The sequence below is a fragment of the Glaciecola sp. 2405UD65-10 genome, assembly GCF_048820975.1.
Taxonomy (GTDB): Bacteria; Pseudomonadota; Gammaproteobacteria; order Enterobacterales; family Alteromonadaceae; genus Glaciecola.
Genome location: NZ_JBMEUF010000001.1, coordinates 942,075 through 958,226, shown reverse-complemented (window position 1 = coordinate 958,226; position 16,152 = coordinate 942,075). Strand labels below are relative to the sequence as shown.

At 40.6% G+C, this 16,152-nt stretch carries 15 protein-coding genes; 8 read left to right on the top strand and 7 right to left on the bottom strand.

Features of this window, described 5'->3' with window-relative positions; translation table 11 throughout:
• Positions 1–16: 16 nt before the first annotated feature.
• On the bottom strand, positions 17–973 hold the full coding sequence (trxB, locus tag ACOI22_RS04370; protein ID WP_420670596.1) for a thioredoxin-disulfide reductase: 957 nt from the start codon (positions 971–973) through the stop codon (positions 17–19).
• 333 nt (positions 974–1,306) lie between these two features.
• On the opposite strand from trxB, the gene yfbV reads away from it, so the two are divergent.
• Entirely contained in the window at positions 1,307–1,753 is a 447-nt protein-coding gene (gene yfbV / locus ACOI22_RS04365) for a terminus macrodomain insulation protein YfbV (protein ID WP_420670594.1), read from the top strand.
• Positions 1,754–1,760: 7 nt separating this feature from the next.
• On the opposite strand, the gene ACOI22_RS04360 is transcribed toward yfbV, so the two are convergent.
• The 3 genes from ACOI22_RS04360 to ACOI22_RS04350 form a co-directional block, all read right to left on the bottom strand.
• Positions 1,761–2,375 carry a SprT family zinc-dependent metalloprotease gene (locus tag ACOI22_RS04360; RefSeq protein ID WP_420670592.1) on the bottom strand — a complete coding sequence of 205 codons (615 nt, stop codon included), beginning with the start codon at positions 2,373–2,375 and terminating at the stop codon, positions 1,761–1,763.
• Positions 2,375–4,243 (bottom strand): signal peptide peptidase SppA, encoded by a 1,869-nt coding sequence (gene sppA / locus ACOI22_RS04355; RefSeq protein ID WP_420670590.1) that lies wholly within the window; start codon positions 4,241–4,243, stop codon positions 2,375–2,377. Before sppA ends, ACOI22_RS04360 begins: the two co-directional genes overlap by 1 nt.
• Positions 4,244–4,341: 98 nt before the next feature.
• Positions 4,342–4,512 carry a hypothetical protein gene (locus ACOI22_RS04350; protein ID WP_420670588.1) on the bottom strand — a complete coding sequence of 57 codons (171 nt, stop codon included), beginning with the start codon at positions 4,510–4,512 and terminating at the stop codon, positions 4,342–4,344.
• A 186-nt stretch (positions 4,513–4,698) separates the two neighbouring features.
• Here ACOI22_RS04350 and ACOI22_RS04345 point away from each other — a divergent pair, with 186 nt between their 5' ends.
• Positions 4,699–5,250, top strand: coding sequence for an NAD(P)H nitroreductase (locus ACOI22_RS04345; RefSeq protein WP_420670586.1), 552 nt, complete (start codon positions 4,699–4,701; stop codon positions 5,248–5,250).
• Between the two features lie 75 nt (positions 5,251–5,325).
• Here the strand turns inward: ACOI22_RS04345 and ACOI22_RS04340 are convergent, their stop codons facing one another.
• The 3 genes from ACOI22_RS04340 to ACOI22_RS04330 all read right to left on the bottom strand — a co-directional run bounded on the left by ACOI22_RS04340 (position 5,326) and on the right by ACOI22_RS04330 (position 9,077).
• Complete coding sequence (locus tag ACOI22_RS04340; protein ID WP_420670584.1) at positions 5,326–6,501, bottom strand: saccharopine dehydrogenase family protein; 1,176 nt, start codon at positions 6,499–6,501, stop codon at positions 5,326–5,328.
• 186 nt (positions 6,502–6,687) lie between these two features.
• Positions 6,688–8,124: a pyruvate kinase gene (gene pyk, locus ACOI22_RS04335; RefSeq protein ID WP_420670582.1), complete on the bottom strand. Its 1,437-nt coding sequence runs from the start codon at positions 8,122–8,124 to the stop codon at positions 6,688–6,690.
• A gap of 92 nt (positions 8,125–8,216) precedes the next feature.
• Positions 8,217–9,077 carry a MurR/RpiR family transcriptional regulator gene (locus ACOI22_RS04330; protein WP_420670580.1) on the bottom strand — a complete coding sequence of 287 codons (861 nt, stop codon included), beginning with the start codon at positions 9,075–9,077 and terminating at the stop codon, positions 8,217–8,219.
• A gap of 386 nt (positions 9,078–9,463) precedes the next feature.
• Between ACOI22_RS04330 and zwf the strand changes: the two genes are divergently transcribed.
• The 6 genes from zwf to ACOI22_RS04300 all read left to right on the top strand — a co-directional run bounded on the left by zwf (position 9,464) and on the right by ACOI22_RS04300 (position 16,101).
• The gene (gene zwf, locus ACOI22_RS04325) at positions 9,464–10,957 is read left to right on the top strand and encodes a glucose-6-phosphate dehydrogenase (RefSeq protein WP_420670578.1); all 1,494 of its coding nucleotides are present in this window, start codon (positions 9,464–9,466) and stop codon (positions 10,955–10,957) included.
• Positions 10,958–10,962: 5 nt separating this feature from the next.
• Positions 10,963–11,655: a 6-phosphogluconolactonase gene (pgl, locus tag ACOI22_RS04320; RefSeq protein ID WP_420670576.1), complete on the top strand. Its 693-nt coding sequence runs from the start codon at positions 10,963–10,965 to the stop codon at positions 11,653–11,655.
• A 10-nt stretch (positions 11,656–11,665) separates the two neighbouring features.
• Positions 11,666–13,507, top strand: a complete 1,842-nt coding sequence (gene edd, locus ACOI22_RS04315) for a phosphogluconate dehydratase (protein WP_420670573.1) — start codon at positions 11,666–11,668, stop codon at positions 13,505–13,507.
• Between the two features lies 1 nt (position 13,508).
• On the top strand, positions 13,509–14,486 hold the full coding sequence (gene glk, locus ACOI22_RS04310) for a glucokinase (protein ID WP_420670571.1): 978 nt from the start codon (positions 13,509–13,511) through the stop codon (positions 14,484–14,486).
• Complete coding sequence (locus ACOI22_RS04305; RefSeq protein ID WP_420670569.1) at positions 14,479–15,111, top strand: bifunctional 4-hydroxy-2-oxoglutarate aldolase/2-dehydro-3-deoxy-phosphogluconate aldolase; 633 nt, start codon at positions 14,479–14,481, stop codon at positions 15,109–15,111. Before glk ends, ACOI22_RS04305 begins: the two co-directional genes overlap by 8 nt.
• 468 nt (positions 15,112–15,579) lie before the next feature.
• On the top strand, positions 15,580–16,101 hold the full coding sequence (locus tag ACOI22_RS04300) for a hypothetical protein (protein ID WP_420670567.1): 522 nt from the start codon (positions 15,580–15,582) through the stop codon (positions 16,099–16,101).
• The last annotated feature ends 51 nt before the right edge of the window (positions 16,102–16,152 follow it).

The window sequence follows — 16,152 nt, the reverse complement described above, 5'->3', positions numbered from 1 at the left end:
AACGAAAATGCTAAAATTAGTTTTCTAAAGCATCAAGGTATTTTTCAGCATCTAGCGCAGCCATACAGCCAGTGCCTGCTGATGTTATAGCTTGGCGGTATGTATGATCGCTTACGTCGCCCGCTGCAAAAATGCCCGGCACACTTGTTTGTGTCGCGTTTCCATTAAGGCCACTATTCACCACAATGTAGCCGTCTTTCATTTCTAGTTCGCCATCAAAAATGCCGGTATTAGGAGAGTGACCAATAGCAATAAATACACCCATAGCTTCAACATTTGAAATTTCATTAGTTTGTGTATCTTTAATATTTACACCGGTTACGCCCATGTCATCACCTACCACCTCTTCCAAGGTTTTGTTAAGGTGAAGTACCACGTTGCCGTTCTCAGCTTTATCGAGTAAACGCTTAGCTAGAATTTTTTCACTTCTAAATGTTTCTCTGCGGTGAATAACATGTACCTCAGATGCAATGTTAGATAAATAAAGAGCTTCTTCAACTGCTGTATTCCCGCCGCCTACAACCACTACTTTTTGATTGCGATAAAAGAAACCATCGCATGTAGCACAGGCACTTACGCCGCGGCCCATAAATGCTTCTTCGCTAGGTAGACCTAAATATTTAGCTGATGCGCCAGTACAAATAATGAGAGCATCGCAGGTGTATTGCGCATTTTCGCCAATTAGTTTGTAAGGTTTTTCACTGAAGTCGGTTTTTACTATGTGATCGTAAATAATTTCAGTGTCAAACTTTTCCGCGTGTTCTTGCATTCTTACCATTAAATTTGGACCGGTTAAATCATTCGCATCGCCGGGCCAATTTTCTACTTCGGTAGTGGTGGTAAGTTGCCCACCTTGCTGACTACCCGTCAACAATACGGGTTTTAAATTTGCGCGTGCAGCGTAAACCGCTGCGGTATAACCTGCTGGACCTGAACCTAAAATGAGAAGAGGAACGTGTCTTGAATCTGCCATGGGAAACTCCAAATAAATATAATCCGTTCGATATACGGGCGTTAAGCAATAATTCAATAGTGGGCATACGAATTTGATAGAATCAAAGGGTCTAGTTCATAGCCGAATTACTAAAATGCTGCATAGGGAATGCTTATTCCTTTCACCGCGATGATCAGATGAGTAATAATGCGCGTATTGTATAAAGTATAGTTGAGTATATCTAGTTACAATTTGTAAGTGGATAAATTTATAATAGAGAGTATGATAATTAGCGTTGCTCTTGAAACAAGCCTATTAAGTTTTAAAAGTGAAGGGCTTATTTTTAAAATCCCAATATAGACAAATACAATTATGCTACAGCAAATTCCAAGTTATATGAAAGCGGGCCAAGAATATATGCGCCTGTGGCCAATGAAAAAGCAATTGTATGCACTGTTTCCTGAGTGCAGAATCATTGCGGCAACTAAACTAGCAATAAAAATTATGCCGCCTATCGCGGTACTTGTTGTGGCTATGCAAATCCATTTTCTGGGCAATCAGGTTCTGCCACAAGCCCTTACAATGGGGGCATTCTTTATAAGTTTACCCTTGCAAGGAATGCTATGGCTAGGGCACCGTGCTGAGCAAGAGCTACCTCCAGCGATATTGTCATGGTACAAAGAAATTTATGCAAAGATGGCGACACATGGCTGTGAATTACGTGAACAACGTTCAAAGCCTCGCTTTAAAGAACTGGCGGTTTTACTTCGTACTGCTTTTAAAGATCTTGATAAAGCCTTTACTAAAAATTTGTTCTAAAATATTGTTAATCAGCGGTAACTAGCGGTGATTTACAGCGCCGGCAAATATATTGCTGTTTACCACGTTGTACCTTGTTGTGTCTAATTAAGCTAAGCTCAACGGTTTGGCAGTTGCACTTGTATTGAAAACTAGCCATTGCAAGGTCTTTTGTATCTAAGTTATGAGTAACTCTTGGCGCTAAATTAAACACTTCTTGCATTATATATTGCCATTCAATTCCGTGGGGTTTCACTCGCTTTCGGTAGATTTGATGCACCAATATGTGCGCCAATTCATGGGCAACTACTTCTTTTATAAAATATTCACTATTAGCGCTATACAGCTTAGGGTTTAGGCGAATAATATTTTTATTTAATAAAGCGCTTGCTGCAACTCTCCCGCGTTGATCAAACTGCAGGCTAGGGCAGCTTAGGCTCTTTGATTTGCGCACAGTAAATAGCTCAGCAATTCGTTCAACGGCATCGTCAAACAGGGTGCTGAGGCGGTAAACGGCTTGGTGCTTTTGTATTGGAGAAAGAATAAAAATATCTTTAGTTTTTTTGAATGGGGTAATTATATCAAAAACACAAAAAAAAGGGCCTGAAAATTCAGGCCCTTTTAGTGTCAAACTATTAGGCATTACTCAACCATGGTGCACTCTAAACAAAGTACGTAGGCGGCCATTGGATCATTTAACTCAGTTAAGGCTGACGCTTTACCTTCAACTTTCTTCGCCATATCCAGTAATGGGCTATTAGGTAGTTCAATGTGAAGGCCAGTCATCATAGCGCTCGCATTATTTAAAATGTTTTGCCACATTAACTCATCTTCGCTTAGCTCACGTTCAATGTAGGTTTGCTCATAATCCTCTAGATTCGCCATTGCTGCAGCACTTGCTACCGCTTCTGACAAACCACCTAATTCATCAACTAAACCCAGCTCTAGTGCTTGAGTGCCTACCCAAACTCTACCTTGAGCCACCGCATCTACTTCTTCAAGCGTCATGTTTCTTTCACGTGCAACTAAAGAAATAAAGCGTTGATAACCGCGTTCAATATTCATTTGTAGAATGTCTTTGTATCCCTGAGATAACTCTCTATCAGGTGATATGCCATTGAACTCATTGGTGCTTACGCCATCGCTGTTTACGCCAATATATCCAAACGAGTTTTCAAAGGTAGTTAACATACCAAAAATACCAATTGAACCGGTGATTGTGCTTGGTTCTGCAAAAATTCTGTCAGCGCTTGCAGATATCCAGTAACCACCTGAAGCAGCCACTGAATTCATTGATGCAATAACAGGCTTGCCAGTTTCTTTTATTAACTCAATTTCTTGACGTATTACTTCTGAGGCAAATGCACTACCACCGCCCGAATCAACTTGAAGCACTACAGCTTTAACCGTTTCATCTTTTCTAGCCTTACGAAGTAACTCAGCAGTACTGTCCCCACCTATTGTGCCTGGGTCTTGTTTGCCATCTAGAATAGTTCCTTTTGCTACAATAATCGCCACTTTATCTTTAGTTGATGGAGGCATTGGGAAAGAGGGTGAAATTACTGACAAGTAACCTTCGTAGCTTATAGTATTGAATGTTCCTTCTTCTTCGCCTTCACCTAATAGAGCAATCAGTTCTTGCTTGAACTCTTCGCGAGTACGAAGGCCATCAACCCAATCGTTGCCTAAAGCATATTGGCCAAAGTCACCTTCAACACTTTCGAATTTGGTGAGAAAAGATGCAAACGTTTCATCAAAGTTAGACGTTTCGAATTCACGAGCACCAGAAATATCTTCTTTAAACATGCGCCATAATTCGTTTAGCCAAGCTTCGTTAGCCAGTTTAGCTTCATCAGACATGTCATTACGTAAAAATGGTTCAACCGCTGATTTAAATTTACCTACTTTAAACACGTGCGTTGATACTTTGAGTTTCTCAAGCATATCTTTAAAATATGTACCATAGCGAGTGTAGCCTTCCATCAGCAATAAACCCATTGGATGTATATAAAGGTTGTCGGCTTGCGAGGCTAAGTAATACTGAGAACGAGCATAGTAGTCACCCATTGCGTAAACAGGCTTACCAGACGATTTGAACGCCTGTAGCGCTTCAGCCACTTCTTTTAACTTATCCATGCCACCACCGCTAAATTGGTCTAGTTGTAGAACAATAGCTTTAATGCGGTTATCTTCAGCGGCGTTGTCAATTGCTTTAATAAGATCAACTACAAGAATCTCAGGATTGTCGTTTCCTTGTCCGCTGATTTCACCAATGAACTTTTCAGCAGGGTCAATCCATGTTTTTTGGATTACTAGGCTACCCTCAAGGTTAAGTACAAGTGCGCTGTTCGCATCAACAGTCACCTTTTCAGAGCCTGAATTACTAATGCCGATGAATATAAAAATTATGAGAAGGACAAAAAGTATATTGAATACTAATCGACGGCTAAAATTGATTGTGTTCCAAATACCCACGAAAAATGATTTCGTGAAACTGCGTTTTTCTGACATGAATAGTCACCTTAATTCTTTTTTCCAGATTTTATAATAAACAAGTATAGGCATGCTTAACAGCCATCAAATGTAATAAGTTGTTTCAAATGCAGTAATTATTGCTTTTTTGTTAGTTTAGGAGGGCTTTCGTTCAACCATGATCGTAATAGTTTCGCTATATCGGCTGAATTATTATCAGCAAACATCATGAGCAACTTGGTCATTTGTGGCTTAACGGCTACTTTTTGTTTCCCTTTGCGTAATATTCCTTCTAAAGGCCTCGACATACTGACTCTTTTAATCATTTTATAATGTTCATGTATCGGCGTATGTATGTATAAATTTACCAAGCTTAGGTGTTTACTGCATAGTTTGTGTTACAAATGTAGGTAATGCGCTTACTATTAAAAATTGAGTAGGTTATTATCCACGCAAAAATAGTGAGATGAATCCACTTATTCACAGGAGTTTATATGCAGGCACTAGATTTACTATTGAATCGTCGCTCACAACCTCGATTAAACGCACCCGCGCCAGAGGGTGAGGCGCTTGAGAATATATTACAAGCAGCGGTTTGTGCACCAGACCATCGCTGTTTAGCACCATGGCGTTTTATTGTTTGTACTGGCAATGGCTTAAAAAAACTCGGTGAAATATACGAAACCGCGACCATCAGTGAAGGTAAACCCCAAGAATCAATAGATAGAGCCACTCAGCTTCCCCTTAGAGCGCCTATGATTATAGTGGCTATTTGCAACTATACTGAAGATGAAAAGGTGCCTCGAGTTGAACAAATTGCATCAAGCGCTTGTACGGTTCACGCAATGCAAATGGCCGCAGTAGCCCAAGGGTTTCAAGGTATTTGGCGCACGGGCTGGTATGCACAAGATGAGTCAGTTAAATCAGCACTGGGTTGTAAAAAAGAAGATGAAATTTTGGGCTTCTTGTATTTAGGCAGTACGCCGCTGCAAGCATCTGTTCGCACGCCGCGTGACTTAAGTAATATGGTCGAATATTGGGCGTAAATATTTAATTTTCCTAAGTACAACAAAAAGGGGCTAAATAGCCCCTTTTGTTACGTAATAAACCTTAAACCACATTTATTCTATCGAAAACTTCAAACCCGCGTTGTTTTCTAAACGCTCAATTAATTTATTACCTAGCGCTGGGGCTGAAGTGTAAAATCCGCCTTTCAATTTACTGGCCTCTTGGCTTAAGCATATTGCGCTTTCTGAAATCATTTTTGACGTTGAACCATAGCCAGGATCTAAATAACCGGCCACTGATGCATTAAATGTTTCACCGTTTTCGTGTTTACCAGTAAATAAAATGTCGTAAAATCCATTTTCTCTTTCTTCTTTACTTGGTCCTTCGCCAGGCTTTGGCCCAGCATCGCCCGAAAGTGATTTATCATTGCTTACATGTTCAGCAATGGCTTTACCTTTCTCGCCAGGCCCAGTCATCATCATTTCATCGTATAAGAAGTTTTCGCCATAAGCATAGTCAAGCAAATAGTTAGAGCGATGCACGTTTTTAGTGTTAATAGCCGCCATTACAAAAGGCGCTACCCACGTACCTAATTCCTCATCATAATAAGCTTTGTCACCTCGGGGTTGGTCGGCCATTACTTCAGATGTGGCTAAAGAATAAGGGTTCATTAAGGCTTTTAGTATGTTCGGATCTTTTTTCGCTGCCACTAAGGTTGCTTTCAAACTTGCCGCGGTTCCACCACTAAAAGTTCCTTGCATTTTTCTGACTCGGCCTTTTATATACTGAAGAGGGCTACCGGCAGTTGCTTTAACATGGTTTTGTAAGTAGTAAACCCCTAGATCAAAGGGGATAGAGTCAAAGCCACAAGAAAATACTATAACCGCGCCGCTCTTTTCAGCTTGGCTTTGGTACTTGGCAATCATTTGATGCATCCATGCAGGTTCGCCGCACAAGTCCACATAGCCCGTTCCGTTTTCAACGCAGGCCGCTAATAGTTTTTCGCCGTATAACTGATACGGACCTACCGTGGTTAACACGACTTTGGTTTGCGATACTAGTGCGCTTACAGCATTTTCGTCATCGCTGTCGGCCACTATCAAATCAACTGAATCCGAAATTCCCATTTCGTCGCGCACGGCTTTTAGTTTGTCTAAGCTTCTGCCCGCCATAGCCCATTTTACTTCATCTGAATTGGGATACGCATTGTAAAGATATTCTGCAACCAAGCGTCCGGTAAAACCAGTACTGCCGTAAACTATTAAATCGTAATTCGGTGAATTATTCATGGTATTCCTCTTTTTCGTGCCACAAACAAGAGCCACATACATGGTGAAGGCTTAATAAAATGTTCGTAACAATTATTTAACGATAAATAAACGATATATGAAAGAGGGGAGAAAAAGAAAATTGTTTAGTTTGATAGTTGCCTATTACTTCTATGAGTAATAGGCAACATAAGAAGGCAGGGAGGCTTAACTTACGGTTACAATTTTACATACGTTAGTTGCGCCCACGGTTTCCATTTGATCACCGTAAGTCAAAATAAACTTATCACCCACTTGCAATACACCGCTATCGCGAAGGGCGTTAATTACATCTTGCGTAATATAGCCTTGTTTACTTTGAGTAGAGTCAAAATAAACAGGCTTAACCCCTCTGTAAAGCGCCATCACATTTAAGGTTTCAGCATGGCGAGACATCGCAATAATAGGTAAAGACGTAGTAATACGTGACATTAAACGCGGTGTTGTTCCACTTTCGGTCAAACCCACAATCGCTTTAACACTGCTTAAATGATTTGCAGCATACACTGCTGACATTGCAGTTGTTTCACTAATGTCACTGAACGACTCATCAACCCTGTGCTTAGAAATTTTAACGCTAGGATGCGTTTCAGCCCCTTCGCATACACGCGCCATAGCCGCTACGGTTTCAACAGGAAAGCTTCCTGCAGCTGTTTCAGCTGACAACATAACAGCGTCAGTGCCATCTAGCACAGCATTGGCAACGTCCATAACCTCGGCACGAGTTGGCATTGGGCTGTCAATCATTGACTCCATCATTTGTGTTGCCGTAATTACCACTTTATTTAGTTGGCGAGAACGCGCTATTAATTTCTTCTGTACGCCAACAAGTTCAGCATCACCAATTTCTACCCCCAAATCACCACGGGCAACCATTACCGCATCAGAGGCTAAAATAATGTCATCTATTGCTTCATCACTTGCTACGGTTTCTGCGCGTTCAACCTTGGCACAAATTTTTGCCATGCAGCCAGCTTCTACAGCCAGTTTTCTAGCGTAGTCTAAATCAGCACCTGAGCGTGGGAATGATACCGCTAGGTAATCTACTTGCATTTGTGCGGCCGTTTTGATGTCTTCCTTGTCTTTTTCTGTTAAGGCTTCAGCTGATAAACCACCGCCTAAGCGGTTAATACCTTTGTTGTTAGACAATTTACCGCACACAGTCACTTCGGTAATCACTTTTCTGCCTACAACCGACTTAACTTTTAACTGGATACGGCCGTCATCAAGTAACAGAACGTCACCAGGGTTTACGTCATCAGGAAGCGCTTTATAATCAATCCCAACCGCTTCTTTGGTGCCATCAAATTTACCTAGTTCGGCATCTAATACAAATTCTTGCCCCATCTCCAAAATTACTGAGTCATCTACAAATCGAGAGACTCTAATTTTAGGGCCTTGAAGATCGCCTAAAATACCCACGTAGGTATTAAGCTTTTTAGCAACATCTCTTACCCGTTGTGCTCTTTCGATATGGTCTTGGGCACTGCCGTGGGAAAAATTCATTCTAACTACGTTGGCGCCGGCTTTAACAATAGCTTCAATTTTTTCAAATGAATCCGTTGCTGGACCAAGTGTCGCTAAAATTTTTGTTCTACGAGACATAGGGTTTCTCTCTTTGTATTAGTGTTAAGGTTAAGTGGTCTTATCAGTGCTCAAAAAAAAAGCACTTTCATTTAAAAGTACTTTTTATGTGTTTAGCTTTGTTGTATGTCTGACTTGTGAAACCGCGAACCCCGCAAGGTATCTTTCACACGTTTTAAATTCTCTCTAAATTTATTGCCGCGGCGCAGGGTAAAGCCGGTTGCCAGTACATCAATTAATGTTAACTGCGCTATTCTAGATGCCATTGGCATGTATAAATCAGTATCTTCAGGTACTGCCAAAGACAATACATAATTACACTCTTTAGCGAGCGGTGTGTCAGCTTGCGTAATACCTACTACCGTTGCGTCATTCGAGCGGGCTATGTGCGCCACATCAACTAAATGCTTAGTTCTGCCCGTATGCGATATAAAGATAACTACATCGCCTTCGGTGCTATTCATACAGCTCATGCGCTGCATTAAGATGTCTTCAAAATACACAACGGGCACGTTGAATCTAAAAAATTTGTTTACGGCATCGTGTGCAACTGAAGCCGAAGCGCCTAAGCCAAAAAATGATATTTTGCGAGCCTGGGTGAGCAAGTCAACTACGCGATTCACCATAGCAATATCAATAGATTGGCGAGCCACTTCTAAAGAAGCCATGGTTGATTCAAAAATTTTATTGGTATATTCAGACGGGCCATCAAATTCATCAACGTGGCGGTTAACAAATGGCGTACCATTTGCAAGGCTTTGCGCTAAATGTAATTTAAAATCAGGGTAGCCTTTGGTGTCGAGTCTTCTACAGAATCTGTTCACTGTAGGTTCGCTTACATTGGATAATTTTGCCAGAGTGGCAATACTTGAATGGATAGCCGATTGCGGATTAGATAGAATAACTTCAGCGACTTTCTTTTCAGATTTGCTAAATTCAATCATATCACGGGATATTTTTTCTAATATATTCATTAATACCAATGTATTTGGAGCGATTGTAGATAGCATTATGATAAATAAAAAAAAATCATTTGTCATGAATCTTGTAACTTTTTAACAAAAAAACTGAAAGTTTAACGAGTTTTTTATGTTTTTGGGCTGTTAATTTTTGCATACGAATGCAAACGTGATGTTAATAAGAAAGGCCGTAATGACAACTGATAAATCGGTCTAGTAATCTCTGAAGGTGTTGAATTATATGGCCTGATTAGATATTAGTCATTTTTTAAAAATATGAATTGGTTAACCAAATTCATTTGTAATTTTACTACATTTGTAGTTTACTAAGCGCATAAAGTAAATCATCCTAAACTTTGACGTTATTAAAATAGTCAAATACACATATTTTGAGGCGAATAATGGTTTCTAGTACAAAAATTGAACCTATTGATTTTGTGTTATTCGGTACGCTTGGTGACTTGGCTCGCCGTAAATTGCTGCCGTCGTTGTATCAGTTAGAAAAAGCGCACCTACTTCATGAAAGCACCACCATTATTGGTGTTGCACGGCAGTCTATTCCTAACAAAGAATATATTGAAACTGTTCGCGTAAATTTTGACGAATTTTTAGGTGAAGAAATTTGTGAAGAAACGTGGGAGCGTTTTACAAAACGACTAAAATTTGTTGCTATAAATATGGTTGAAGAAAAAGACTATAAAAAGCTGTGCAAGTTAGTAGACGTAGAACGTGTAATGGTATGTTATTTTGCAACACCACCTTCCATTTTTGGTGATATTTGCCGTGGTATGGATGCCGCCGGTGTAATTGATGAAAGTGTTCGCGTTGTTCTAGAAAAACCAATTGGCCATGACTTTGAGTCATCATGTGTTATTAATGACCAAGTAGCTGAGTTCTTTGAAGAACGACAAATTTATCGTATTGACCATTACCTTGGTAAAGAAACTGTACTAAACCTTATTGCACTGCGTTTTGCTAATTCCATTTTCGCGACTAATTGGGATCATAACTGCATTGACCATGTTCAAATTAGCGTAGCTGAATCTGTAGGTATTGAAGGTCGTTGGGGATATTTTGACGATGCAGGCCAAATGCGTGACATGGTGCAGAATCACTTACTACAAATTCTTTCACTAGTGGCAATGGAACCACCTGCTACGCTAGATGCCGACAGCATTCGTGATGAAAAACTAAAAGTATTAAAAGCGCTTCGCCCCATTAATTCAAGCAATGTGGCTGATAAAACCGTACGTGGCCAATATGTGGGCGGATTTGTGGCAGGGAAAGAAGTCCCGGGTTATCTTGATGAGCCTGATGCCAATCAAAAGAGCCGTACCGAGAGCTTTGTAGCGATTAAAGCTGAAATTGATAACTGGCGTTGGGCTGGTGTTCCATTCTATTTACGAACAGGTAAACGCTTGCCAACAAAGGCGAGTGAAATTGTTATTTATTTCAAACGCCAGCCGCATAACTTATTTGGCGATAGCTTTGCGTCATTACCACCCAATAAATTAGTTATTAGGCTTCAACCTGAAGAAGGCGTAGAAGTTACCGTAATGAATAAAGTGCCCGGTTTAACTAGCTCAGGCTCTATGGATCTTCAGAAAAGTAAACTTGATTTGAGTTTCTCAGAAGAATTCTCTGATACGCGTATAGCCGATGCCTATGAAAAGCTACTATTGGAAGTAATGATAGGTAATCAGGCTTTATTTGTTCGCCGCGATGAAGTTGAGCAAGCATGGCGTTACGCTGATTCAATAATTGAAGCATGGTCAGCAACTAATGAAGGGCCAGAATCTTATCAAGCGGGCACATGGGGCCCTGTAAGTTCAATTGGCTTGCTTGCTCGTGAAGGGCGCAGTTGGTACGAAAGCAAAATCAAGAGAAGGAAATAAGTCTAATGGCATTAAGTTCAACAAAATTTGCCAGTAGAGAGGCACTTAACGAAAGTTTCGCAAAAGAAATTTTAGCGTTACTGCAAAGTGCTATAGATAAAAAAGGCAAGGCCTCAATAGCGGTTAGTGGGGGTTCTACACCCAAAGCGTTATTTGAAACCTTATCAAACTGCGATTTTCCTTGGGACAAAGTTAGTATAACCCTTGCAGATGAGCGCTGGGTTTCTGCTTCACATAATGATAGCAATGAAAAACTAGTAAATGAGAATTTCTTGGTGAATAAAGCCGCAGCAGCCACTTTCGTAAGTTTAACAACGTCAGATACTGATGCTCTAAATGCTGAAGAAGTCATTAGTCAACGTGTTGATGACTTAGGTGAACACATTGATGTAATTATTTTAGGAATGGGCGAAGATGGCCATACAGCATCATTATTTCCTTGCAGCGCTCAAATTTCAGAAGGGCTTAACTTACAAAGAAAGTTAAGTGCTATAGCTACTCAGCCAACTACAGCTCCACATCAAAGGATGTCGTTGTCGTTGGCTAAAATTATTCAAAGTCCTAATGTGTTTTTACATTTAACCTCTGACAAAAAACTCGCAGTGTTAGAAGACGCATTAGCAAATTACACAGCCATAGAGAAACCAATCAAAGCGGTGTGTGAGCACACTAACGTTAAATTGATGTGGGCATCGTAAGGAAAGTATTATGAACTCGATTATCCAAGAAGTTACCGATAGAATTATTGAACGTAGTAAAGTTTCACGCGCGGCATATTTAGCCAAAATTGATAAAGCACGCCGCCAAGGGCCTCACCGCGGAGCGTTGTCGTGTGGTAACCTTGCGCATGGTTTTGCTGCCTGCGGTAAAGAAGACAAAGCTGATTTAAAAAGCATGACGAAGGCTAATATTGCCATTGTTTCGTCGTATAACGACATGCTTAGTGCTCATCAGCCTTATGAAACCTATCCACAAATTATAAAGCAAGCGGTTGCCGATGTTGGTAGCGTAGCCCAATTTGCTGGCGGTGTGCCCGCTATGTGTGATGGCGTTACTCAAGGAAATGCCGGGATGGAGCTAAGCCTAATGAGCCGCGACAACATTGCCATGGGTGCGGCAATTGGTTTATCTCATAATATGTTTGATGCAGCAGTAATGCTTGGCATTTGTGACAAAATTGTCCCTGGCTTGCTACTAGGTGGATTAGCCTTTGGCCATTTGCCTACCGTGTTTGTCCCTGCTGGCCCAATGCCATCAGGATTACCTAACAACGAAAAAGCACGCGTTCGCCAGCAATTTGCTCAGGGTAAAGTTGGCCGTGATGCGCTTCTAGAAGCTGAGTCACAATCGTATCATTCAGCAGGTACGTGTACTTTTTACGGCACAGCTAATAGTAACCAGTTAGTTGTAGAAGTAATGGGCTTGCATTTACCTGGTGCTTCATTTGTTAACCCCGGTACCGAACTACGTGATGCGCTAACTAAAGCCGCGGCTAGGCAGGCTACACGCTTAACCGACCTTGGCGATAATTACACACCTATTGGCCATATTGTAGATGCAAAATCAATTGTGAACGGTATTGTAGCGCTATTAGCCACTGGCGGTTCAACTAACCATACAATGCATATTGTTGCCATTGCGCGTGCTGCTGGCATTATTATTAACTGGGATGATTTTGCTGACCTTTCAAAAGTTACCCCGTTAATTACTCGTATTTATCCAAATGGTTCTGCCGACATTAACCACTTTACCGCAGCTGGCGGTATGTCATTGTTGTTTAAACAGTTACTGGCAGCCGGCCTAATTCATAACGATGTGAATACAATATGCGGCAAAGGCTTAGAACAATATACTAAAGAGCCGCGATTAATAGATGGCGAACTTGAGTGGGTAGATGGCGCGGAAGAATCTTTTGATAAAGAAGTATTCGCAGACGTAGAAAACCCATTTAAAGCGGATGGTGGCCTTTCGGTTATTAGTGGTAATTTAGGTAGAGCGGTAATGAAAACTTCTGCACTTAAAGACCCAATTTGCAAATTGAAAGCCCCAGCAGTTGTATTTGAAGACCAATACGCATTAGACGACGCTTTCAATAAAGGCGATTTAGACAAAGACTGTATTGTTGTTGTTCGCTTTCAAGGCCCTGCCGCAATTGGCATGCCTGAGCTTCACCGCCTAACTCCACCACTGGGCGTGTTACAAGATAAAGGCTTTAAAGTTGCATTAGTAACTGATGGCCGTATGTCAGGTGCATCCGGTAAAGTACCCGCAGCGATTCACCTAACACCCGAAGCATACAAGGGTGGTTTAATAGGTAAAGTGCAAAGTGGTGACCTAATTGAGATTAACACGGCTACCGGCGAAATGATTTTGCATGTAGATCAAAGCGAATTAGATAAACGTGAACAGGCGTCAATTGATTTAACTGATAGCCATCAAGGTATGGGGCGTGAACTATTCGCAGGTATGCGCTCAACCCTAAGTGGTGCCGAAGAGGGTGCGTGTTCATTGTTTGTTGAACAAGACCGCCTAGACGCAGGAGCGTTATAGCATGAACAGTGGTGGTCCTCGTTTCGTTGCCGATGTGGGCGGAACCAATATTCGCTTAGCGCTAATTGAAAATGGCCGAATTGCGAAAATAGAGAAATACTTGTGTGCTGATTTTGACAGTATAGCTTCGGCCATACAGCACTTTCAGCAAAACAATGTTGAAACTTCGTTTTCAGCAGGGTGTATTGCTATTGCATGCCCGGTAAATGACGACATGGTCAAAATGACCAATCACACATGGGCGTTTTCTAAGTTAGCTTTAAAACAAACACTTGGTTTAGAGCATTTATTTGTTATTAATGATTTTACGGCAGTGGCACATTCACTACCTACGTTAAATCATAATCAAGTGATACAAATTGGCCAAGGCAGTGCTAAAGAAAATGGCAATATTGCTGTATTTGGGCCGGGTACCGGTTTAGGTGTAGAGCATTTAACTCACACAGGGAATGCTTGGCATACTCTTGATGGAGAAGGCGGGCATGTTGATTTTGCACCCACTGATCCAAGTGATTTAATTGTATGGAATTATTTATATAAAAAATATGGCCGAGCTTCAGCTGAAGAGGTGTTATCGGGTCGCGGAATAGTTAATATTTATACCGCACTTTGTTTGCATGACGGTGAAATTCCACACTTAACAGAACCATCAGATGTAACAAAAGCAGGCTTAGATAGTTCTGATATTTATGCAGAAAAAGCTATTCATCAATTTTGTAGAGTGATGGGCAGTTTTGCAGGGAATTTAGCCCTTAATTTATGTACAAAAGGCGGTATTTTTATAGGCGGTGGTGTAACAAGCCACTTAGGCGAGTTTTTTATTAATAGCGAATTTAGATCGCGTTTTGAAGCAAAAGGTGATTTTGCGCATTATGTAAAAGACATTCCCACCTATTTAATTAATGAGCCAGACCACGGATTACTGGGAGCACTCGCTTTCTTAACTCAACAAACTCAGAGAATTAACGAAGATGAATAATTGGAAAATAACATCAGCAGATGTGTTTAGTCAGGGACCTGTTGTTCCTGTATTAGTTATTGAACGCGTAGAAGATGCAATTCCGATTGCACATGCGCTAATGGAAGGCGGTATCAAGGTGTTAGAAGTAACCTTGCGCACTGAAGCTGCCATTGATGTAATAGCCGCAATTGCTAAAGAAGTTCCTGAGGCTTATATAGGTGCAGGAACGGTTACAAATCGTGAACACCTGAAAGCGGTTACTGACGCAGGCGCAAAGTTTGCTATTAGCCCTGGCTTAACAGCTGATTTATTACAGGCAGGTAAAGAAGGCAGCATACCTTTGATACCGGGTATATCTAATATATCAGATTTGATGAAAGCCAATGACGCAGGCTACGATCATTTAAAATTCTTCCCTGCAGAAGCCGCAGGTGGCGTTAAAGCGCTGAAATCTATTGGTGGGCCTTTCCCGAACACGGTTTTTTGTCCAACAGGCGGAATTAGTTTAAGCAATTACAAAGAATATTTGGCATTACCAAATGTTAGATGCGTAGGTGGTTCTTGGTTAGCTCCTAACGATGCTATTGAAAATAAAGACTGGGCTGTGCTAACTAAATTAGCTAAAGAAGCGTGCTCTTTATAATTGTAAGGTAAATAAGAGGTTTTTAATAATCGTTTTATTCGCTTTGTAATGCTTCAAGTGGCGTCTTGCAAAAAGAGCCACTCAACAGTAAGCGGGCAATTGCTCGCTTACTGTAATTAATTTTTATTGTTCCAGCAAAACATACCTTCGCCTTGCCTTAATACGTATTCAATATAAAACTGCGCTTAATTAAAACGCGGTGCATATATACTCCTCAATTACCTTATCTATTTACTTCAAAGTAGCGTGTATTTACTTGGTAAAGCTTTACGCCATATATAATTCAGGCTTTGTTGTTACTATGAATTCATAGAAATTACAAAAAAAACAGTAGAACTAAGCAACAAAAACGATGTAAAGTATTGAAATTGAATGAGAACGAATACTTTATGAAGCCGCAGTTGTTCGCGCTTATTATGAAGTCTTCATAATAAGTTGTTATTTGCTCGTCAAACTATGGAGGTGCATTTGAAATTTACAGAGGGAATGGCGATATATGCGGCTTGTTTATCTACGATAGTTTTTTTTTGGAATATCGTTAAAAGCACCCCACGTTATAGGGTAGATATGGTATTTGGTTTAGATGCAGACTCAGATTCAGATAAATCAGAAGATAGAGTTGGAGTTTATATTTCTGTAAAAAACCCTTCCGCACATACAATCCACTTATCTAACGTTTCTCTATTGTACGCATATCGTTCGGAAACACTTCTAAAGAAGTTATATCATCTTATCAAATATCAATCTATTCCAAATACTGTTGGGTGGGTTCATACTAGTTTGTCTAATTATGATATAGATGATAAGTGCCCCATTGCTATTGAACCCGGGCAAGCCCATGATATATTTGTTCCAGAAAGAGTAATAACAAGGATGATTTCAGATAGTGTGCGTCCAGAGATTAAAGCGGTCGCGCAAGATCAATTATGGAGGAATAAATATTCATCAAAATTTAATTGTAGTAGCATGCAAATCAGCAATGAAGAATGAGCAAATAACAAAACAATCAAGCGGATTTTGGCAAGAGCGGCCAAAACCGCT

Bases quoted from the DNA above. Each gene is read 5' to 3' on its own strand.
- trxB (WP_420670596.1), bottom strand. From the start codon at position 973: ATGGCAGATTCAAGACACGTTCCTCTTCTCATTTTAGGTTCAGGTCCA.
- yfbV (WP_420670594.1), top strand. From the start codon at position 1,307: ATGCTACAGCAAATTCCAAGTTATATGAAAGCGGGCCAAGAATATATG.
- ACOI22_RS04360 (WP_420670592.1), bottom strand. From the start codon at position 2,375: ATGCCTAATAGTTTGACACTAAAAGGGCCTGAATTTTCAGGCCCTTTT.
- sppA (WP_420670590.1), bottom strand. From the start codon at position 4,243: ATGTCAGAAAAACGCAGTTTCACGAAATCATTTTTCGTGGGTATTTGG.
- ACOI22_RS04350 (WP_420670588.1), bottom strand. From the start codon at position 4,512: ATGTCGAGGCCTTTAGAAGGAATATTACGCAAAGGGAAACAAAAAGTA.
- ACOI22_RS04345 (WP_420670586.1), top strand. From the start codon at position 4,699: ATGCAGGCACTAGATTTACTATTGAATCGTCGCTCACAACCTCGATTA.
- ACOI22_RS04340 (WP_420670584.1), bottom strand. From the start codon at position 6,501: ATGAATAATTCACCGAATTACGATTTAATAGTTTACGGCAGTACTGGT.
- pyk (WP_420670582.1), bottom strand. From the start codon at position 8,124: ATGTCTCGTAGAACAAAAATTTTAGCGACACTTGGTCCAGCAACGGAT.
- ACOI22_RS04330 (WP_420670580.1), bottom strand. From the start codon at position 9,077: ATGAATATATTAGAAAAAATATCCCGTGATATGATTGAATTTAGCAAA.
- zwf (WP_420670578.1), top strand. From the start codon at position 9,464: ATGGTTTCTAGTACAAAAATTGAACCTATTGATTTTGTGTTATTCGGT.
- pgl (WP_420670576.1), top strand. From the start codon at position 10,963: ATGGCATTAAGTTCAACAAAATTTGCCAGTAGAGAGGCACTTAACGAA.
- edd (WP_420670573.1), top strand. From the start codon at position 11,666: ATGAACTCGATTATCCAAGAAGTTACCGATAGAATTATTGAACGTAGT.
- glk (WP_420670571.1), top strand. From the start codon at position 13,509: ATGAACAGTGGTGGTCCTCGTTTCGTTGCCGATGTGGGCGGAACCAAT.
- ACOI22_RS04305 (WP_420670569.1), top strand. From the start codon at position 14,479: ATGAATAATTGGAAAATAACATCAGCAGATGTGTTTAGTCAGGGACCT.